This is a genomic window from Actinotalea ferrariae CF5-4 (assembly GCF_000603945.1).
Taxonomy (GTDB): domain Bacteria; phylum Actinomycetota; class Actinomycetes; order Actinomycetales; family Cellulomonadaceae; genus Actinotalea; species Actinotalea ferrariae.
This window is the reverse complement of the sequence record NZ_AXCW01000045.1, coordinates 1-19,121: the sequence shown is the minus strand read 5'-3', so window position 1 is coordinate 19,121 and position 19,121 is coordinate 1. Positions and strand designations below refer to the sequence as shown.

The window sequence follows — 19,121 nt, the reverse complement described above, 5'->3', positions numbered from 1 at the left end:
GTGAGCCCGGTCAGCCGGGCGTCCCGCCGAGCGTCACCACCGGGACGGCGGAGGGTCCTGCCCGTTCAGGCCGCGGTGCGGGCGAGGCGGCGCGTCGAGCTCCGGCATGCCGTAGAGCTCGCCGACGGTCGGGCTCGTCGACAGCGTGACGGGTCGCAGGCGGTACGACCGACGCCACAGACGGCTCAGGACCACGAACCCGCCGGCGACCGCACCGGCGAGCAGCAGGAAGCTGAGCGTCCCGAACGGGTTGACGCCGCCGGGGCCGACGAGCTGCTGCACCGTGGCGATCGTCAGGTCGACGACCACCAGGACGACGACGAGCGTCGCCACACGCGCGACGCGACGGGCGCGACGGTACGCGACGAGGTCGGTCGGCACGGGCCGCATCAGAGGCCTGTTCCGACGAAGCGGGGCCGTCGGGCAGCAGCGCTCTGAGCCGGGCATCCAGGAGCGAGTGCGACCGCACACCGCCTCGGCCCCGCTTCGCCGATAAGTGACATTATGTCAATCCTCTTGCGGCGGCCGCGGCTGCACGAGTCCCCTGGGCTCCCCTCCGAGCTGACGCTCCCAGCGGACCTCTGCCCGGGACGGGTCCCGCGGTGCGGCCACGCGCTCACCGGTCTGCCGGAAGCCGCACGCCCGGAGCAGCCCGTCGACGTCCGGGGCCTCGTGCGCCCAGGTCGTGACCCGGTCCGCCCCGGCGGCACCTGCGGCGACAGCCGCCGCCTGGACCAGCGCGCGTGCGGCGCCGCGCCGACGGTGCTCCGGTGCCACCCACAGCGCCATGAGGTGCAGCTCGGTCTCCGGCGCGCCGGGTTCGCGCATGAGCGACAGCAGACCGACGGCCGCGCCCGGTGCGCCTCCCGCTCCGTCGACCCGCGCGACAGCGGCATCCGGACCGACGACGGCGTCCGGCCCGACGTCGGGGTCCGTGACCGCCGCCCACCACGAGGCACCCCGTAGCCGCAGCCGCCAGTGACGCTCGGAGAACCCGCCCTCCCGCGGGAGCGCCCAGCCGAACACCTCCGGGTCGGCGTGGACCGCGGCGAGCCGCAGCTGCGCGAGGCACGCCCAGTCGTCCTCGGTCAGCGGCTGCGCGTGCACACGCCCAGCCTGCCAGGTCGGACGCACGTCCGCGGCGGGGTCTGCCACGCTGTGCGCATGACCGATCGCGACGACCTGCCCGGCGCCGACCAGCGGGCCGGGGCCACCCCCGACGAGCCCGGCGCCACGACGCCCGAGGACGCCCCCGCCGCTCCCCCGGTGCACGAGCGCTGGTGGTGGACCGGGACCTTCCGGGCCGTGCTCGGCGGGGTCGTCGTCGGCTACCAGTGGCCGGTGCTGACCTCCGGCGAGGCCACGGTGTGGAACTGGGTCCTCGCCGCCGTGGGCGCCGCCATCGTGGTCGTCGGGGCGTGGCTGGTGCTCTCGGCGTACCGCCGCCGCGGCTGAGGACCGACCACCGCCACCGGCGGCCGGTCCCCTCCCCCGGCGACCCGCGTCAGGAGACGACGAGCACCAGGTCGCCGCCCTCGAGCTGCTGCACGGCACCGATGGCCAGCCGCTGGACGGTCCCGGCGACCGGCGTGGTGATGGACGCCTCCATCTTCATCGCCTCGATGGTCGCGACGACCTGGCCCACCTCGACCTTCTGGCCCTCCTGGACCACCGGGCTGACAGCGCCGGCGAACGGTGCGGCGATGTGCCCCGGGACCCCGGGGTCCGCCTTCTCGGCGGTCTCCTGGTCCACCTCGACGGACCGGTCGCGCACCTGCATGGGCCGCAGCTGGCCGTTGAGGGTGAACATGACCGTCCGCATCCCGCGCTCATCCGGCTGGCCGACGGCCTCCATGCCCACGAGCAGCCGCACGCCCTTGTCCAGGGTGACCTCGACCTCGGTGGCCGACTCCATCCCGTACAGGTAGCGGTGCGTGTCCAGGACGCTCACGTCGCCGTAGGTGGTGCGGACCTGCTCGAAGTCCTTGGTCGGGCCGGGGAACAGCAGGTGGTTGAGACGGTCCCGACGCGTCTTCGGGTCCGCGGCCAGGTCGGCCCGGTCCTCGTCCGTGAGCCGGACCATCTCGCGCCGCGCGTTGCGTCCCGCGAGGGCGCGGGTCCGGAACGGCTCCGGCCAGCCACCGGGCGGGTCGCCCAGCTCGCCGCGCAGGAAGCCGATGACCGAGTCCGGGATGTCAAACTCCTGCGGCGCCTCGGCGAAGTGCGCCGGGTCCGCCCCGCGCGCGACGAGGTGGAGCGCCAGGTCCCCCACGACCTTGCTGGAGGGCGTCACCTTCACCAGGCGGCCGAGGAGACGGTCCGCGGAGGCGTACATCTCCTCGATGGCCTCGAACCGGTCGCCGAGGCCGAGGGCGATCGCCTGCTGGCGCAGGTTGGACAGCTGCCCGCCGGGGATCTCGTGGTCGTACACCCGGCCCGTCGGCCCGGGCAGGCCCGACTCGAACGGCGCGTAGAGCCGACGCACGGCCTCCCAGTAGGGCTCGAGGTCGCACACGGCACGCAGGCTGAGCCCGGTGTCCCGCTCGGTGTGCTCCAGGGCCGCCACGAGGGCGGACAGCGGCGGCTGCGACGTCGTGCCGGCCATCGCGGCGCTGGCGGCGTCGACCGCGTCCACGCCCGCGTCGACAGCCGCGAGCAGCGTGGCGAGCTGGCCGCCGGCGGTGTCGTGGGAGTGCAGGTGCACGGGGAGGTCGAACCGCTCGCGCAGGGCCGTGACCAGCGTGCGGGCGGCCGCGGGACGCAGCAGGCCGGCCATGTCCTTGATGGCGAGCACGTGCGCGCCCGCCTCGACGATCCGGTCGGCGAGCCGCAGGTAGTAGTCGAGGGTGTAGAGGTCCTCGGCCGGGTCGGTGAGGTTGCCCGTGTAGCAGAGGGCGACCTCGGCCAGCGCGGTGCCGGTCTCGCGAACCGCCTCGATGGCGGGCGCCATCTGGGCGACGTCGTTGAGCGCGTCGAAGATCCGGAACACGTCGATGCCGGTGCTCGCGGCCTCGGCCACGAACGCCTGGGTCACCTCGGTCGGGTAGGGCGTGTAGCCCACGGTGTTGCGACCGCGCAGCAGCATCTGGAGCGCCACGTTGGGCAGCGCCTCGCGCAGCGCCGCGAGCCGCTCCCACGGGTCCTCGCCGAGGAACCGCAGCGCGACGTCGTACGTGGCACCACCCCAGGCCTCGACGCTCAGCAGCCCGCTGGTCATCCGCGCGACGTGCGGCGCGACGGCCACGAGGTCGTAGGTGCGCACCCGGGTCGCCAGGAGCGACTGGTGGGCGTCGCGGAAGGTGGTGTCCGTGACGGCCACGGCCGTCTGCTCGCGCAGCGCCCGGGCGAAGCCCTCCGGTCCGAGCTCGAGGAGGCGCTGCCGGCTGCCGTCGGGCGCGGGCGCCGCCAGGTCGATCACCGGCAGCTTCGCCCGCGGCTCGAGCGCGCTGGGGGCCGCGCCGTGCGGGCGGTTGACGGTCACGTCACCGAGGAAGGCCAGGAGCCGGGTCCCGCGGTCGGCGCTCTCCTTCGCGGCGAGCAGCTCGGGGCGCTCCTCGATGAAGGACGTCGCGATGTCCCCCGCGAGGAACTCCGCGTCGTCGAGCACGGCGCGCAGGAAGGGGATGTTCGTCCGGACGCCCCGGATCCGGAACTCCGCCAGGGCCCGCCGCGCGCGCCGCACCGCCGTCGGGAAGTCGCGGCCGCGGCAGGTGAGCTTGACGAGCATCGAGTCGAAGTGGCCCGAGATCTCCGCGCCGGCCGCGGCGCTCGCGCCATCGAGACGCACGCCGGCGCCGCCGGGCGATCGGTACGCGATGATCCGGCCGGTGTCCGGCCGGAAGCCGTTGGCCGGGTCCTCGGTGGTGATGCGGCTCTGCAGTGCGAAGCCGTTGACCCGGATGGACTCCTGCGCGAGGCCCAGGTCCGCGAGCGTCTCCCCCGACGCGATGCGCATCTGCGCCTGGACGAGGTCGACGTCCGTGACCTCCTCGGTCACCGTGTGCTCGACCTGGATGCGCGGGTTCATCTCGATGAAGACGTGCTGCCCGGCCCGCTCCCCCGCCGTGTCGACGAGGAACTCGACCGTGCCGGCGTTGACATAACCGATGCTCCGCGCGAAGGCGACGGCGTCGCGGCACAGCGCGTCCCGGATGGCCGGGTCCAGGTTCGGCGCCGGAGCGATCTCGATGACCTTCTGGTGGCGGCGCTGGAGGGAGCAGTCCCGCTCGAAGAGGTGCACGACCTCGCCGGTGGCGTCGGCGAGCACCTGGACCTCGATGTGACGGGGGCGCAGCACGGCCTGCTCGATGAAGACGGTCGGGTCGCCGAACGCGCTCTCCGCCTCGCGCATCGCCGCGCGCAGCGAGTCCGGGAGCTGGTCGGGCGTGTCCACGCGCCGCATGCCGCGGCCGCCCCCACCGGCGACGGCCTTGACGAACACCGGGAAGCCGATCTCGGCCGCCGCGGCCACGAGCTCGTCCACGTCCGCCGACGGCTCCGTCGACGCCAGGACGGGGATGCCGGCCTCGCGGGCGGCCTTGAGCGCCCGGACCTTGTTGCCGGCCAGCTCGAGGACCTCCGGCGGCGGGCCGATGAACGTGATCCCCGCGGCCTGGCACGCACGGGCGAGGTCGGGGTTCTCCGACAGGAAGCCGTAGCCCGGGTACACGGCGTCCGCACCGCACTCCTGCGCGACGCGGACGATCTCCTGCACGTCGAGGTACGCGCGCACGGGGTGCCCGGGCTCCCCGATCGGGTAGGCCTCGTCCGCCTTGAGCCGGTGCTCCGAGTTGCGGTCCTCGTGCGGGAAGACGGCCACGGTCCGCGCGCCCAGCTCGAACGCGGCGCGGAATCCGCGGACGGCGATCTCGGCCCGGTTGGCCACGAGCACCTTCGAGAACACAGCTCACCTCACGTTCGTTACGGGGGTGGGAGCACCGTAGCCGGTCCCCGTCGTGAGACGCCCGCCGTCCGAGAGGCGGACGGGAGAGCGGATCGATCCGGTGGCGTCAGCCGGCCGGTGGTCCGACGCCGCAGCGCGAGCCCGACGGTCCGGGTGTCGCCGTCAGCCGGCGGTGCGGGCCTGACGCCGGAGCGCGAGCTCGTCGACGCCCGCAGCACGCGGGGCGTCGTCGTCGGCGCGCTCGGTCGGCAGGGCTGCGAGCGTGCCCTCGACCTCCCGCCAGACGCGGCCGACGGCGATCCCGAAGACGCCCTGGCCGCCCTGGACGAGGTCGATGACCTCGTCGGCCGACGTGCACTCGTAGACGCTCGCGCCGTCGCTCATCAGCGTGATCTGGGCGAGGTCCTCGACCCCCCGCTCGCGCAGGTGGCCCACGGCTGAGCGGATCTGCTGCAGGGAGACGCCCGTGTCGAGCAGCCGCTTGACGACCTTCAGCACGAGGATGTCGCGGAAGCTGTAGAGGCGCTGGGTCCCCGACCCGGAGGCCGGACGGATGCTCGGCTCGACCAGACCGGTGCGCGCCCAGTAGTCCAGCTGGCGGTAGGTGATGCCGGCGGCGCCGCACGCGGTGGGGCCACGGTAGCCGGTCGTCGTGTCGAGGTCGGGCAGCTCGTCACCGAAGAGGAGGCCCTGTGCACGCTGCGGGATGCCAGGGGACGAGCTCTCGATCGACTCTCCGGTGCCGCTCACGGCCACTCCCCTTCATCGTTCCCTGCGCGCTCCGCTCGCCCGGGGGGCGGGAGGTGATGCCCTCACGCTAGGTCCGCGGGAGGGGGAGGTCAACGACCGCCCGGGTGCGCCGCCGTCCGGCGTGTCGCTGCTGCGTGTCTCAGTCTGAGGTTGAAGGTGAGAGGAGGCCTCGCTCCCTGTCCCCGACAGGACGGGAGCCACCCGGGCGGTGTCAGGACGGACCCGGCGCGCCCGGTCCGCCCTCCTCGCCGGTGACGAAGTCGTCGGGACTCACGGTGTCGAGGAACGCCCGGAACTCCTCGAGCTCCTCCTCCTCCCCCCGCTCCTCGACCGGCAGGCCGGACTCCTCGAGCACCGCCGGGGCGCACAGCACCGGACTCCCGGTCCGCACGGCGACCGCGATCGCGTCGGAGGCCCGGGCGTCCACCCGGCTGCCGTTGTCCAGCACGAGCGCCGCGTGGAAGACGCCGTCGACGAGCGCCACGACCTCCGAGCGCACCAGGCCCACGCCGGTGGCCTCGAGGGTGGCGGCGAGGAGGTCGTGCGTCATCGGCCGCGGCGGGACGGCGCCACTCTGCGCCGCGGCGATCGCGGTGCCCTCGGTCAGGCCGACGACGATCGGCAGCAGACGGCGGCCCTGCAGGTCCAGCAGCAGGACCACCACCTGGTCCAGGGGCGCCTGCCGGCGCACCCCCAGGACCTCGAGCTCCACCATCGCGTCGTCGCTCACGCCTCCACGCTACGTCGGAAGGCCGTGCCGCGGCACCCGCTCCGGGTCACGACGACGCGGCGGACGTGCGGCCCGACGCACCCTCACCTCACGGGGCGAGGTCCGCCACGCCCGCCCGGACCATCGCGGTGTGCAGCCGCCCGCAGAGCTCCCCGACCTCGGCGGCCACGGAGGCCGCCCTGGCCTGCCCGCCGGCCCGCTGGGCGCGCAGCGGGGCGACGATCTGGTCGACGACCGAGACCTGTCGGTCCGCGGCCGCGCGGAAGGACCGCAGGTGCCGGACGTCCACGCCGTGCTCCTCCAGGGCGGCCGCCGCGACGACGACGTCGCGCGCCCACACCGGCAGGTGCCCCGAGGGCGCGAGGTCGACGACCCCGGCCTCCACCAGGGCGGTGACGAGCGCGGCGTCCACGCCGGCCTCCTCCGCGAGGGCCTCGACCGTGAAGCGGGCCCGTCCCCCCTGCCCCGTGCGCTCGCCGTCCCGTGTGGCCAGCCGCGGGAGCACCGGCTCCGCGGACTCCCCCGCGTCGAGCGCGGCCAGCTGGTCCCCGATGACCTTGAGCGGCAGGTACCGGTCCCGCTGCTGGCGCAGCACGTACCGCAGCCGCTCGACGTCGGCGGGGCTGTACTGCCGGTAGCCCCCGGCGGTGCGCCGGGGCTCCACGAGCCCCTGCTCCTCGAGGAAGCGCAGCTTCGAGGGGGTCACCGTCGGGAAGTCGGGCCGTAGGTCCGCCAGCACGTCGGAGATCCGCATCGTCGGCTCGCGCGACAGGCCCGGGGGCCACGCACGCTCGCCCGGGACCGCCGTCGGTCCCGGCGCGGCAGGCCGACCCGGACGAGGCTGGACGTCCTGCCCCTGCTCACCGACCCGGTGCGCCGCGGCGGCGCCCGAGCCGGGCCTCACGACCGCGAGCCCTGGTCGCCGGTGCCCGCCTGGCCCGCGTGCCGCGCCGGGCTGGGGTGGAACGTCATGCGGAACTTGCCGATCTGGACCTCGTCGCCGGCCCGCAGGACGGCCTGCTCGATGCGGGTCCGGTTGACGTAGGTGCCGTTGAGCGAGCCGACGTCCCGGACGAGGACGCCGCCGCCCTCCCGGACGAACTCCACGTGCTTGCGGGAGACCGTCACGTCGTCGAGGAAGATGTCGGCGTCCGGGCTGCGGCCCGCGACGGTCCGGTCGGCGTCGAGCAGGAACCGGGCGCCGGCGCTCGGCCCGCGCTGCATGATCAGGAGGGCGGACGTCGGGGGCAGGGCCGCGACCGCCGCCTTCTCCTCCGCCGTCAGACCGGCCGGCGACACGTCCTGCTCGACCGGGACGATGACGCCCGGGCCGAAGGACATGGTGGTGTCGGCGGACGCCCAGCGCGGGTCCTCCGCCTCGTGCCCACGCCGGTCCTGCGGGTCACCCTGCACCATGGCTCCTCCTCGGCGTAGCGGCCGGGACCGCTGCGACGGATGGTCCGCTCGGTGAGAGGACCGCTGACGGGACCGCCGCAGGAGGCCCGTCAGCACGACCCTCCTCCGGCTCCCGCCGCGACGCGTCCGACGCGGGACAGGCCCGCGTCCGGCGCGGTCCGCGACGGTGCAGCCACAGCCTATGCGCAGGCCACGCGACTCGGCAGCCCCGGCGCCGCAGGACCGGCGCACGGACGCCGTCCCAGGGGGAGGATCACGTGAGGATCACCCCTCCGGCGGCGGCACCGGGGTCGCGAACTGCGGCGTGACGGGCTCGCGCGTCGCCGTCACCTCGACCTCCTCCATCTCGGTGACGGTCGTCGTGCCGCCGACGCCGCGCACCTGCGCCATCGCGCCGCCGGGGATCTGCAGGGCGCTGGCCATGGTCGACGGGTCGCCGATCGCCCGCCAGCGGTACGGGGGCTCGATCGTCCGGCCGTCGGCCAGGACGACCCGCTCCGGGCCCTCGACGAAGTAGCTCGACGCCGTGAGCCGGACGTCGTTGACCTGCACCGCCTCCGCGCCGGCGTTGCGCAGCTCCTCGAGGACGTTGTAGAGGGTGAGGGGCGGGATCGGCCGCTCCGTGACGCCCAGGGTGATGTGGACGCCGGGCCCGACCGCGGGCAGGCGCCCGGCCAGGATGCCCTGCACCCGTGCGCGCTCCTGCGCGGCCTCGCGGGCCGCGAGCTCCGTGTCCGTGCCGGTCACCAGCTCGGCGCGCTGCGCGCGGAGCGTCGCGACCTCGCTCTCCAGCTCTTCGCCGCGCTGGGTGACCTCGTCGAGGATCCGCACCAGCTCGTCCTGGCGGAGGGTGGCGAGCCCCTCGTCCCGGTTCTGCTGCACCTGGACCACCAGCGCGAAGCCGAGGAGCACGGCGAGCAGTCCGACGGCGAGCTGCGCCTTGGTCGCCCTGGGGGCCAGCGCCCGTCCCAGCGTGCGCCACGAGCCCCCCACGGTGCGGTCCGGCACCGGCGTGGTGGCGTCCTCGCCGCCGGCGGGCGGCGTCCCCTCGGCCGTCATGCGCGGAACAGGTGCCGACGGATGGCCGCGGCGTTGGAGAAGATCCGGATGCCCAGGACCACGACGACCGCCGTGGAGAGCTGGGTCCCCACGCCGAGCTGGTCCCCGAGGAACACGATGACGGCCGCGATGACGACGTTCGAGAGGAACGAGACGATGAACACCCGGTCGTCGAACGTGCCGTCCAGCAGGGCCCGCAGACCGCCGAAGAGGGCGTCCAGGGCGGCGACCACCGCGATCGGCAGGTAGGGCTGCAGGGCGCCCGGGACCTCGGGCTCGAGGAGCAGCCCGAGGATGGCGCCCACGAGCAGCCCGAGGATCGCGATCATGGGGTCTCCTCCTGGGTCGGGGTGCTGGTCGACGATGTCACACCGGACGCCGGGGTCGCGTACCGCAGGGCGCGTCCCGACCCGGCCGGCAGCGCGAGCTCCTCCGCCGTGCTCACCGTCGCCGTGATGCCGTAGGTGCTCTCGAGGGAGACGAGGGTCGCCGCCGCCGACGACCGCGCGAACCGCGTCTGCAGGGCCGACGGCTCGCCGACCGCCTCGACACGGTACGGCGGGGTCAGCGGGACGAAGTTCACCCAGATGGTCTCCCCCGCCGTCCGCACCGTGGTGAGCGAGGTGAGCCGCTGGCCGTTCACCGCCATGGCCTCCGCCCCGGCGGCCCAGAGCGCGTTGACCACCATCTTGAGGTCCACGTCCTGCACCCGGCTCTCGGGGTCGGCCACACCGTCCTCCAGTGCGCCGCCGTCGTCGAGCTCGACGACGATGCCCGGCCCGCCCACCGGCAGCGCCCCGGAGAGCAGCTCCAGCTCGCGCAGCCGGGCGACCAGCGCGGGGTCCGACACCCGCAGGAGCTCCTCCTGGAGGACGGCGATCTCCTCGGTCAGCTCCCGGCCGCTGGCGTCGAGCGCGTCCCGCTCGGCCGTCCGGTCGGTGATCTGCTCGACCAGCAGCGCCCGGCCCTCGTCGACCGCGCCCGCGGGCGCCCGCAGCGACAGGATCGCCGTGACCGTGAGGAGTCCCAGCAGGACGCTCAGGGCGACGTGCACGACCGTCTGCCGGACGTCCGCCCTGCCGTCCGGCCCCGGTGCGCCGGGCCGCCGCGGACCGAGGGTCACCGGGCGGTACATCACCTCGTTGAGCAGGCCCATCGAGGCGTCGACGGCACGGGGCGGCGGCCCGCCGTCGGCCGGGGCGGCTCCCCGGGGCCGCGTCGGGTCCCGGTGGCTCATGCGGTGGGCCTCCCCCGCCGCAGCTCCTGCACCGCCTGCCGGACGTAGATGGCGCCGGCGAGCCAGTACAGCCCCATGCCCCACCACGCGAAGGCCCAGCCGACGACGCCGGCGGCGAGCCCCACGCCGTTCTCCCAGCGGGCGAGCAGCAGCAGCGGGAACGCGTAGAGCAGCGCGAAGGTCCCCGCCTTGCCCGCGAAGTGCACCGGCAGGGGGCCCACGTGCCGGGCCATGAGGACGGCGAGGACCACGGCGAGGACGACGTCCCGGCCGACGACGGCGACGAGCACGCCCGGGGGCACGACGTCCCGTGCCGTGAGCGCCACGAGGGTGACGAGGATGAACAGTCGGTCCGCCGCCGGGTCCAGCAGCTCGCCGAGCCGGGACTGCTGGCCCAGCCGCCGCGCCAGCACCCCGTCGAGCCAGTCCGTCGCGCCGGAGAACGCCAGCACCGCCAGCGCCCAGCCGTCCTGCCCCTGACCGAGCAGGACCGCGAACACGGGGACGAGTGCGAGGCGCACCGCGCTGATGAGGTTCGGGACCGTCACGACCCTCGTCCCCGCGGCCGGCGACGCCGCGCGGCCGGGTCCACCGAGGTCGGTCACCGTCGCCCCACCGTCCTGTCCGGTCCCTCCGCGCGCCGACCTGCACCGGCCGACGTCCGGGTCGCTGTCCCCACGCCTGGCAGACCGTGCGCGATGCGCCCGACCTGCGACGATCCTACGTGTGCTCGCGGGGGGGACGGCGACGATCGGCCCCGGCTCGCCGTGGACGCCGACCCGCTCGGGACAGGGCGCGGGACAGGGCACCGGATAGGGCACCGGATAGGGCACCGGATAGGGCACCGGACAGGGCACCGGACGGGCTGCCGGACGGACCGCCCGGACGGACTGCCATGCTGGGGGGATGCTCGAGGTGCTCACGGCGACGGGTCTGGCGACCGCGGCCGGGCTGAACGCCGGGCTGCCGCTGCTGCTCCTCGGTGCGGCCGCCCGCTGGACGTCCCTCGTCGAGCTGCCGGTGGGCTGGACGTGGCTCGAGCAGGACTGGGTGCTCGTCGTGCTGGCGGTGCTCGTCGTGCTGGACGTCGTCGCCGACAAGGTGCCGGGGCTGGACCACCTCAACGACCTCGTGCAGACCGTGGTGCGCCCGACCTCGGGCGGTCTGGCGTTCGGGGCAGGCGTCGGCGCGACGACCGCCGCCGTGCCGGAGCCGACCGCCCTCGCGGGCTCCGGCGTCGGCCTGCCCGTCGCGCTGGGGGTCGTCCTCGCGCTCGTCGTGCACCTGACCAAGGCGCTGGCCCGCCCCGTGGTCACCGCCGCCACCCTCGGCGTCGGCGGTCCGGTCGTCAGCACCGCCGAGGACGTGACGAGCCTCGCCCTGGGCGTGGCCGCGCTGCTCGCCCCGGTGCTGGTCGTGGTGCTCCTCGTGGGCGTCGTCGTCGCGGTCGTGCGCCTGCTGCGGCACCGGCCGCCCCGTCGGAGCCGGCCCGACGTCCTCGACGGACCCGCGGCACCCTGAGACCCCCCGTCCGCACGACCCGCCCCACACCCCACGGAGGACCTGACGATGCGCCTCGGACACCACCTCGGCTACTGGTCGGCCGGCCCCCCCCCGGGCGCGTCCGCGCTCGTGCAGGAGGCGGACCGGCTGGGCGTCGACTCGGTCTGGACGGCCGAGGCGTACGGCTCGGACGCCCTGACGCCGCTGGCCTGGTGGGGCAGCAGCACCGAACGCATCCGGCTGGGGACCGCGATCGCGCAGATGTCCGCGCGGACGCCGACGGCGACCGCCATGGCCGCCCTGACCCTCGACCACCTCTCCGGGGGCCGCTTCACGCTGGGGCTCGGCGTCTCCGGGCCCCAGGTCGTCGAGGGCTGGTACGGGCAGCCGTACGACAAGCCGCTCGCCCGCACCCGGGAGTACGTCGCGATCGTGCGAGAGGTCCTGCGCCGGGAGCGCCCCGTCCAGGCGGAGGGGCCGTTCTACCGCCTGCCGTACGACGGCGGCACCGGCCTGGGCCGCCCGCTGCGCTCGACCGTGCACCCCCTGCGCCCGGACCTGCCGATCCATCTGGCCGCGGAGGGACCGAAGAACGTCGCCCTCGCGGCGGAGGTCGCCGACGGGTGGCTGCCGCTGTTCTACGCGCCCAGCGTGGACGGGTTCTACCGCGCCGCGCTCGCGGAGGGCTTCGCGCGTCGGTCGCCGGACCTGTCCCCGGCCGAGCGGTTCGAGGTGAGCGCGACCGTGCCGGTGGTCGTGGACGACGACGTCGAGCGCGCCGCCGACGTCGTGCGCCCGTTCGCCGCCCTCTACATCGGGGGCATGGGGGCCAGCACCGCCAACTTCCACAGGGACATGGTCGAGCGCCTCGGGTACGTCCGGGAGTGCGAGACGGTGGCGGCGCTCTGGGCGGAGGGCCGCCGGGCCGAGGCGGCGGCCGCCGTCCCGACCTCGCTCGTCCAGGACATCGCCCTCGTCGGCCCCCCGGCGGCCCTCCGCGACCGGCTCGCGGCCTGGGAGGAGACCGTTGTGACCTCCGTCCTCGTCCAGGGCGACCTCACCGCGCTGCGGACGATGGCGGACCTGCTCGCCTGAGGACTCAGACGAGCCGCCGCGTCGCCGGCCCGGTCAGCCGCATCCAGCGGTAGCCGTACCCGTCGAGGTCCACCTCCGCGGAGCCGTCGGGCGCGACGGTCACCTCGCCGTCCGCGAGGAGGTCGACCAGCCGGTGGGTGTCGTCGGTGCCGTCGGGCAGCGAGAGCGGCACCGCGACCGGGTCCGGGGTCAGGTTGTGCAGGGTCACGACCGTCGCGTCGTCGACCGTGCTGCACAGCGCCAGGACGCCGTCGTGCGGCTGGTCGAGCACGTGCAGCGGGCCCCAGCCCATCTCCGGGCACTCGCGGTACCGGCGCACGAGGAGCGAGACGAAGGCGAGCAGGGAGTCCGGGTCACGCCGCTGATCGCTGACGTTGACGAAGCGCGGGCCGAAGCCGTCGTCGGGCGGCTGCGTCGGCAGCTTGCGGGCAGGTGCTGCCGAGAACCCGCCGTTCGGGGCGTCGGACCACTGCATCGGGGTCCGGACGGCCAGGCGGCCCGGGACCTCCAGGTTCTCGCCCATCCCGATCTCCTCCCCGTAGAACAGGGTCGGCGTCCCGGGCAGGGCGAACATCAGCGAGTAGACCATGCGGATCCGGCGCGGGTCGCCGCCCAGCATGGTGGGCAGCCGCCGGCGCAGGCCGCGCCCGAAGAGCTGCATGTCCTCGTCGGGCCCGAAGGCGGCGAACACCTCCTGCCGCTCCTCCTCGGACAGCTTGTCCAGGGTCAGCTCGTCGTGGTTCCGCACGAAGTTGGCCCACTGGCAGTCGGTCGGGACCGGCGGCCGGGACCGCAGCACGTCCTCGAGGGGCCGCGCGTCCTGGCGGGCGAGCGCCAGGTACATCGCCTGGTTGCCGACGAAGTCGAAGAGCATCGTCAGCTCGGTGCCGTGCCCGTCGCCGAAGAAGCGCACCGCGTCCTCGTACGGCAGGTTCACCTCGCCCAGCAGGATCGAGCTGCCGGAACGGCGGCTGATGAACTGCCGCAGCGCGGCGAGGTAGGTGTGCGGGTCGCCGTAGCGCGACTCCTCCTTCTCGTCCATCCCGAGGGTCTCGATCAGGAACGGCACGGCGTCGACGCGGAAGCCGGAGATCCCGAGCTCGAGCCAGAACCCGATCATCTTGGCGATCTCGTCGCGGACCTTCGGGTTCGCCACGTTGAGGTCCGGCTGGTGCCGGTAGAAGCGGTGGAGGTACCACTCGCCCGTCTTCTCGTCGAGCTCCCAGATGCTGTCCTCCTCGTCGGGGAACACCACCTCCCGGGAGGTGTCGGGCGGCGTGTCCGACCGCCAGACGTAGTAGTCCCGGAACGGGTTGTCGACGCTCTTGCGCGCCTCGACGAACCAGGGGTGCCGGTCGGAGGTGTGGTTGACCACGAGGTCGGCGATGACACGCATGCCGCGGTCCTGGGCGGTCCGGACGAGCTCGACGAGGTCGCCGAGGGTCCCGAGGCGCCGGTCGACGCCGTAGTGGTCGGAGATGTCGTAGCCGTCGTCGAGGTTCGCCGTCGGGTAGAACGGCATGAGCCACAGGCACGTGACGCCCAGCTCGGCGAGGTGGTCGATCCGCTGGCTCAGGCCCTGGAAGTCCCCGACGCCGTCACCGTCCCAGTCCATGAACTTCTCGACGTCCACGCAGTAGACGACGGCGTTCTTCCACCACAGGTCCGAGGTGTCGGTGATCCTCATCGTGCCGCTCCGCCGGCCGGGACTGCGGTGTCAGCACGCCCCGGCGGGCTGTGCCGCTCCCCCACCGCCTCGCGCAGGCGCGGCAGGACCTGCTCGCCGAACGTCTCGATGAAGGCCTCCTGCTCGGTCCCGACGTGGTGCAGGTACACCTCGTCGAAACCGACCTCGGCGAGCTCGAGGAGCCACGCCGTGTGCTGCTCGAGGTCGGCGGAGATCTTCACCGCCTGGTGCACGTCCTGCGGCCTCACGTGCACCGACGCCTGCTCGAACGCCTCGGGGGTGTCCAGGTCCCACGGCAGCGGCGGTGCGAAGAGGTTGGTCCGCCACTGCTCGAAGGCCATCCGCTCCGCGCGGTCCGCGTCGGGGTCCCACGCGAGGTGCACCTGCAGGACGACCCGGCCCCGGCCCCCGGCGTCGCGGTAGGCGGCGACCATCTCCCGCAGCGTGCCCAGCGGCTGGTTGATGGTGACGAGCCCGTCGGCCCAGGCCGCCATCCGGCGCGCCGTCGCCACGGTGACCGCCGGGGCGATGAGGGCGGGCACGGGGTCCGGGAGGGTCCACAGCCGGGCGCGGTCGACCGTCACCAGGCCGTCGTGCGTCACCGTCTCCCCCGCCAGGAGGCGCTTGATCACGTCGATCGACTCCTCGAGCCGCGCGTCCCGGACGTCCTTGCGCGGCCACGGGTCACCGGTGATGTGCTCGTTCATGTTCTCGCCCGAGCCGAGCGCCGCCCAGAACCGGCCCGGGAACATGGCCCCGAGGGTGCCGATGGCCTGGGCGACGATCGCCGGGTGGTACCGCTGGCCGGGCGCGTTGACGACGCCCAGGCGCAGGTCGGTCGTCGCGAGGGCCGCGCCCAGCCACGACCAGGCGAACCCGGAGTGTCCCTGCGCGGTGTTCCAGGGGGCGAAGTGGTCCGAGCACATCGCGGCCTCGAAGCCCGCCGCCTCGGCCCGCTGGACGGCGCGGAGCAGCGCGGCCGGGTGGATCTGCTCGTGGGACGCGTGGAAGCCGAAGAGAGTCACCTGATCTTCCTACCCCGGCCGCGCGTCCGGCGCCCGTCGGGCGGCCGACGGCCCGCGGTGGGAGACTGCTGCGCTGTGGACACCACCCCTGACGACGACTCCCGCCGCCCGGCCGCCACGCCCCCGGAGGACCACGCGGCGGTGCCCGCCACCACGACGCACGCCTCCAGCCGGCCTCACTGGGCGGCCCGCATCGAGGACGCGGCGCTGGGGTCGCTCAACGCCGTCCTCCGGCGACGGGGGTGGGTCCCCCGGGCCGAGCCGTACACCGGGTACGGCGCGCCCGGCTGGGTCCGCGTCCTGGGCCGCGCCGTCCTCGCCGCGCCGGACAGCAGCGCCCGCGAGGTCTCCGAGCGGGACACGGAGTCGTCGAGCCGGACCGTGCGCGGGTGGCGCAGCTTCGTCAGCGCCCAGCTCGCGGGCGCCGTCGTCCGCGTCGAGATCGGGGACCGCACCCACGAGGTGACGGCCGACCGCGGCGGCTACGTCGACGCCGTCGTCGAGGCGGACCTCGCCCCGGGGTGGCACCAGGTGCGGCTGGTGCTCGGCGGTCAGGGGGTCGAGGCCCCGGTGCTCGTCATCGACCCGGCGGCGGAGGTCGGCATGGTGAGCGACGTCGACGACACGGTCATGGTGACCGCGCTCCCCCGTCCGCTGCTCGCCGCGTGGAACGCCTTCGTGCTGCACGAGAACGCGCGCCGCGTGGTGCCGGGGATGGCCGGCCTGTACCGACGGTGGACGGCGAGCCGTCCCCACGCCCCCGTGTTCTACCTGTCCACGGGTGCCTGGAACATCGCGCCCGCGCTGCGCCGGTTCCTCCAGCGGCACGGCTACCCCGCCGGCCCCCTGCTCCTGACCGACTGGGGCCCGACGAACACGGGCTGGTTCCGCAGCGGGCAGGCGCACAAGGACGCGGCGCTGCGGCGCCTGCGGGAGGAGTTCCCGGGGATGCGGTGGTTCCTCGTCGGGGACGACGGCCAGCACGACCCGGAGATCTACGGGCAGTTCGCCGCCGAGCACCCCGAGAGCGTCGACGCGGTCGCGATCCGGCAGCTCACGCCGACGGAGCAGGTCCTCGCCCACGGGACCACCGAGCCCCTGGACCGGGTGCGGCGCATGACGAGCGCGGCGACGACGGTCACCGGCCCGGACGGGAACGCGCTCGCCCTCGCCATGATCGACACCGGGCTGCTGGAGACCTGAGCAGCCCGGACGGCCGCCGTCAGCGCCGGTCGAGCTCCTCGCGCAGCGCGTCGACGAACGCGTCCACGTCGGCCTCGGTGGTGTCGAAGGCGCACATCCACCGCACCTCACCCGTGGCGACGTCCCAGTCGTAGAACCGGAAGCGCGCCCGCAGGCGGTCCGCGACGCCGTCCGGCAGGACCGCGAAGACGGCGTTCGCCTCCACCGGGCGGACGACGCTCACGCCGGGCAGCCCGGCGACGCCGTCCCGCAGCCGGCGGGCCATGGCGTTGGCGTGCTGCGCGGACCGCAGCCACAGGTCGCCCTCGAGGAGGGCGACGAGCTGCGCCGAGATGAAGCGCATCTTCGAGGCGAGCTGCATGTTCATCTTGCGTAGGAACGGCAGCCCGGTCACGGCCGACGGGTCCAGCACCACGACGGCCTCGGCGCCCATGAGCCCGTTCTTGGTGCCGCCGAAGGAGAGGACGTCGACGCCCGCGTCGGCCGTGAACGCCCGCAGCGGGACGCCCAGCGTCGCGGCGGCGTTGGCGATGCGCGCCCCGTCGAGGTGCAGCCGCATGCCGTGCCCGTGGGCATGCTCGGCGAGCGCCCGCACCTCCGCCGGCGTGTAGCAGGTGCCGAGCTCGGTGGTCTGGGTGATGGAGACGACGAGCGGCTGGGCCCGGTGCTCGTCACCCCACCCCCAGGCCTGGCGGTCCACCAGCTGGGGGGTGAGCTTGCCGTCCGGCGTCGGCACCGTCAGCAGCTTGATACCGGCGACGCGCTCCGGAGCCCCGTTCTCGTCGGTGTTGATGTGGGCGGTCTCGGCGCAGACGACCGCGCCCCACGGCGGGAGCATCGCCTGCAGGCCGAGCACGTTGGCGCCCGTCCCGTTGAAGACGGGGAAGACGGGCACCTCACGCCCGAGGTGCTGCGCCATCACCTCGTGCAGCCGCGCCGTCCAGCGGTCCTCGCCGTAGGCGATCTCGTGGCCGACGTTGGCGCGGGCCAGCGCCTGGATCACCTCGGGGTGCACCCCGGCGTAGTTGTCCGAGGCGAAGCTCACGCGGCCGGCCGTGGGGGCGTCGTCGTCGCGGGCCGGGTCCTCGGCCGGTGCCGCGGCGGACGGGTGGGCGTTCTCGTGCAGGGCGGTCACGGGCGGCATCCTCTCACCGGGAAGGCTGCGCGTCCCCCGGCGAGCCGGGGGACGTCACCTCACGCGTCCGACCCGGTGATCCCCGCCGTGGACGCGACGACGTCGCCGATCCGGCGCGTCAGCGCCTCGTAGAACATCGACAGGGGGAACTCGTCGGGCAGGACCGCGTCGGTCATCTCCTTGAGCGGCCCGGTCAGCGGCAGGGCGTCGGGGCCCTTCGCCCACGTGGACGCGGGGTGCGGCGTCACGGTCGCCGACACGAGCGCGTACGCCGCGAGCCAGTGCGCGATCTTGGGCCGGTCGATGGACCGCCAGTACAGGTCCTCGATCGCCCGGCCGAGCTCCAGGACGACCTCCGGCACGGCGCTCCAGTCGATCGTGAGCCGGTTGTCCGTCCAGTGCAGGACGTGGTGCTGGTGGAGCCACGCGAACAGCAGCTGCCCGCCGAGGCCGTCGTAGTTGCGCACGCGCGACCCGGTGATCGGGAAGCGGAAGATCCGGTCGAACAGGACGGCGTACTGGACCAGGCGCGCGTGCGGCAGGCCCTGCGCCTCCAGCGCGACCGCCTCGCGGAACGCCGTGAGGTCGCAGCGCAGCTCCTCCAGGGCGTAGAGGAAGTACGGCATGCGCTGCTTGATCATGAAGGGGTCGAACGGCAGGTCGCCGCGCATGTGGGTCCGGTCGTGGATGAGGTCCCACATGACGAAGGTCTCCTCGCAGAGCGCCTGGTCCGTGAGGAGCCGGGCGGCGTCCGGCGGGAGCGCGAGACCGGTCGTCTCGGCGGCGGCGCGCACGACGCGCCGGAACCGGGCGGCCTCCCGGTCCGCGAAGATCCCGCCCCACGTGAAGGCCGGGACCTCGCGCATCGCCACGGTCTCCGGGAACAGCACGGCCGAGTTCGTGTCGTAGCCCGCCGTGAAGTCGAGTAAGCGGATGGGCACGAAGAGCGCGTTGGAGTAGTCGCCCGCCTCCAGCTCGGCCACGAAGTCCGGCCAGCGCACCTCCAGCAGGACCGCCTCGAGATGCCGGTCCGCGCTGCCGTTCTGGGTGTACATCGGGAAGACCACGAGGTGCTGGATCCCGTCGATGCGCAGCGCCTGCGGCTGGAACGCGACGAGGGAGTCGAGGAAGTCGGGCACGCCCACCCCCTCGTCCGCCCACCGGTGCAGGTCCACCTGGAGGGCCGTGAGGTAGGCCTCGTCGTGCGGGAACTGCGGGGCGAGCTCGCGCACCGCCGCGGCCACCTCGCGCACGAGCCCGGCGGCCTCCGGCCCGTCGGTGGGCTCCGCGACCGAGCCGTCCTTGGCCTGCAGCGGCTGCAGGCGCGCCACGGCCGCCTTGAGCCGGTGCCACGCGGGGTGCGTCACGGCGCCCGCCG

19 protein-coding genes are annotated in these 19,121 nt (G+C 74.5%); 4 read left to right on the top strand and 15 right to left on the bottom strand.

The window, feature by feature from the left end:
* Positions 1-33: 33 nt before the first annotated feature.
* On the bottom strand, positions 34-381 hold the full coding sequence (locus N866_RS06315) for a hypothetical protein (RefSeq protein ID WP_155855228.1): 348 nt from the start codon (positions 379-381) through the stop codon (positions 34-36).
* Between the two features lie 126 nt (positions 382-507).
* Positions 508-1,107: a GNAT family N-acetyltransferase gene (locus tag N866_RS06310; protein WP_052022477.1), complete on the bottom strand. Its 600-nt coding sequence runs from the start codon at positions 1,105-1,107 to the stop codon at positions 508-510.
* A gap of 57 nt (positions 1,108-1,164) precedes the next feature.
* Between N866_RS06310 and N866_RS06305 the strand changes: the two genes are divergently transcribed.
* The gene (locus tag N866_RS06305; protein WP_155855227.1) at positions 1,165-1,455 is read left to right on the top strand and encodes a hypothetical protein; all 291 of its coding nucleotides are present in this window, start codon (positions 1,165-1,167) and stop codon (positions 1,453-1,455) included.
* Positions 1,456-1,504: 49 nt separating this feature from the next.
* Here the strand turns inward: N866_RS06305 and N866_RS06300 are convergent, their stop codons facing one another.
* The 9 genes from N866_RS06300 to N866_RS06260 all read right to left on the bottom strand — a co-directional run bounded on the left by N866_RS06300 (position 1,505) and on the right by N866_RS06260 (position 10,643).
* Positions 1,505-4,903, bottom strand: coding sequence for a pyruvate carboxylase (locus N866_RS06300; RefSeq protein ID WP_034224227.1), 3,399 nt, complete (start codon positions 4,901-4,903; stop codon positions 1,505-1,507).
* 162 nt (positions 4,904-5,065) lie between these two features.
* Complete coding sequence (locus N866_RS06295) at positions 5,066-5,653, bottom strand: MerR family transcriptional regulator (protein ID WP_081802389.1); 588 nt, start codon at positions 5,651-5,653, stop codon at positions 5,066-5,068.
* A 211-nt stretch (positions 5,654-5,864) separates the two neighbouring features.
* On the bottom strand, positions 5,865-6,383 hold the full coding sequence (locus tag N866_RS06290) for a bifunctional nuclease family protein (RefSeq protein ID WP_245612398.1): 519 nt from the start codon (positions 6,381-6,383) through the stop codon (positions 5,865-5,867).
* Between the two features lie 88 nt (positions 6,384-6,471).
* Positions 6,472-7,137 carry a transcriptional regulator FtsR gene (ftsR, locus tag N866_RS06285; RefSeq protein ID WP_034224249.1) on the bottom strand — a complete coding sequence of 222 codons (666 nt, stop codon included), beginning with the start codon at positions 7,135-7,137 and terminating at the stop codon, positions 6,472-6,474.
* A gap of 146 nt (positions 7,138-7,283) precedes the next feature.
* A complete protein-coding gene (locus tag N866_RS06280; protein ID WP_425393953.1) occupies positions 7,284-7,799 on the bottom strand; it encodes an FHA domain-containing protein in 516 nt (171 codons plus the stop codon).
* A gap of 264 nt (positions 7,800-8,063) precedes the next feature.
* Positions 8,064-8,858 carry a DUF881 domain-containing protein gene (locus tag N866_RS06275; RefSeq protein WP_052022476.1) on the bottom strand — a complete coding sequence of 265 codons (795 nt, stop codon included), beginning with the start codon at positions 8,856-8,858 and terminating at the stop codon, positions 8,064-8,066.
* A complete protein-coding gene (locus N866_RS06270) occupies positions 8,855-9,187 on the bottom strand; it encodes a small basic family protein (RefSeq protein ID WP_034224222.1) in 333 nt (110 codons plus the stop codon). The genes N866_RS06275 and N866_RS06270 overlap by 4 nt, the downstream gene beginning before the upstream one ends.
* Entirely contained in the window at positions 9,184-10,095 is a 912-nt protein-coding gene (locus N866_RS06265) for a DUF881 domain-containing protein (protein WP_052022475.1), read from the bottom strand. The genes N866_RS06270 and N866_RS06265 overlap by 4 nt, the downstream gene beginning before the upstream one ends.
* On the bottom strand, positions 10,092-10,643 hold the full coding sequence (locus N866_RS06260; RefSeq protein ID WP_034224241.1) for a CDP-alcohol phosphatidyltransferase family protein: 552 nt from the start codon (positions 10,641-10,643) through the stop codon (positions 10,092-10,094). The genes N866_RS06265 and N866_RS06260 overlap by 4 nt, the downstream gene beginning before the upstream one ends.
* Positions 10,644-11,001: 358 nt before the next feature.
* On the opposite strand from N866_RS06260, the gene N866_RS06255 reads away from it, so the two are divergent.
* On the top strand, positions 11,002-11,616 hold the full coding sequence (locus tag N866_RS06255; RefSeq protein ID WP_034224219.1) for a DUF4126 domain-containing protein: 615 nt from the start codon (positions 11,002-11,004) through the stop codon (positions 11,614-11,616).
* Between the two features lie 48 nt (positions 11,617-11,664).
* Positions 11,665-12,693: an LLM class F420-dependent oxidoreductase gene (locus N866_RS06250; RefSeq protein ID WP_034224216.1), complete on the top strand. Its 1,029-nt coding sequence runs from the start codon at positions 11,665-11,667 to the stop codon at positions 12,691-12,693.
* A 4-nt stretch (positions 12,694-12,697) separates the two neighbouring features.
* Here the strand turns inward: N866_RS06250 and N866_RS06245 are convergent, their stop codons facing one another.
* The gene (locus tag N866_RS06245; RefSeq protein ID WP_034224212.1) at positions 12,698-14,380 is read right to left on the bottom strand and encodes an alpha-amylase family protein; all 1,683 of its coding nucleotides are present in this window, start codon (positions 14,378-14,380) and stop codon (positions 12,698-12,700) included.
* Positions 14,377-15,405, bottom strand: a complete 1,029-nt coding sequence (locus tag N866_RS06240) for a TIGR03885 family FMN-dependent LLM class oxidoreductase (protein ID WP_081802386.1) — start codon at positions 15,403-15,405, stop codon at positions 14,377-14,379. The genes N866_RS06245 and N866_RS06240 overlap by 4 nt, the downstream gene beginning before the upstream one ends.
* Before the next feature lie 75 nt (positions 15,406-15,480).
* On the opposite strand from N866_RS06240, the gene N866_RS06235 reads away from it, so the two are divergent.
* Entirely contained in the window at positions 15,481-16,608 is a 1,128-nt protein-coding gene (locus N866_RS06235; RefSeq protein WP_052022473.1) for an App1 family protein phosphatidate phosphatase, read from the top strand.
* Positions 16,609-16,627: 19 nt separating this feature from the next.
* Here the strand turns inward: N866_RS06235 and N866_RS06230 are convergent, their stop codons facing one another.
* Positions 16,628-17,752: a threonine aldolase family protein gene (locus N866_RS06230; RefSeq protein WP_081802385.1), complete on the bottom strand. Its 1,125-nt coding sequence runs from the start codon at positions 17,750-17,752 to the stop codon at positions 16,628-16,630.
* Between the two features lie 50 nt (positions 17,753-17,802).
* Positions 17,803-19,110, bottom strand: coding sequence for a DUF6421 family protein (locus tag N866_RS21300; protein ID WP_081802387.1), 1,308 nt, complete (start codon positions 19,108-19,110; stop codon positions 17,803-17,805).
* Positions 19,111-19,121: the final 11 nt, after the last annotated feature.

Excerpts from the sequence above, each read along its gene's own strand:
- N866_RS06305 (WP_155855227.1), top strand. The coding sequence starts at position 1,165 with ATGACCGATCGCGACGACCTGCCCGGCGCCGACCAGCGGGCCGGGGCC.
- N866_RS06270 (WP_034224222.1), bottom strand. The coding sequence starts at position 9,187 with ATGATCGCGATCCTCGGGCTGCTCGTGGGCGCCATCCTCGGGCTGCTC.
- N866_RS06230 (WP_081802385.1), bottom strand. The coding sequence starts at position 17,752 with ATGCCGCCCGTGACCGCCCTGCACGAGAACGCCCACCCGTCCGCCGCG.
- N866_RS06265 (WP_052022475.1), bottom strand. The coding sequence starts at position 10,095 with ATGAGCCACCGGGACCCGACGCGGCCCCGGGGAGCCGCCCCGGCCGAC.
- N866_RS06275 (WP_052022476.1), bottom strand. The coding sequence starts at position 8,858 with ATGACGGCCGAGGGGACGCCGCCCGCCGGCGGCGAGGACGCCACCACG.
- ftsR (WP_034224249.1), bottom strand. The coding sequence starts at position 7,137 with ATGCGGATCTCCGACGTGCTGGCGGACCTACGGCCCGACTTCCCGACG.
- N866_RS06280 (WP_425393953.1), bottom strand. The coding sequence starts at position 7,799 with ATGGTGCAGGGTGACCCGCAGGACCGGCGTGGGCACGAGGCGGAGGAC.
- N866_RS06245 (WP_034224212.1), bottom strand. The coding sequence starts at position 14,380 with ATGAGGATCACCGACACCTCGGACCTGTGGTGGAAGAACGCCGTCGTC.
- N866_RS06255 (WP_034224219.1), top strand. The coding sequence starts at position 11,002 with ATGCTCGAGGTGCTCACGGCGACGGGTCTGGCGACCGCGGCCGGGCTG.
- N866_RS06250 (WP_034224216.1), top strand. The coding sequence starts at position 11,665 with ATGCGCCTCGGACACCACCTCGGCTACTGGTCGGCCGGCCCCCCCCCG.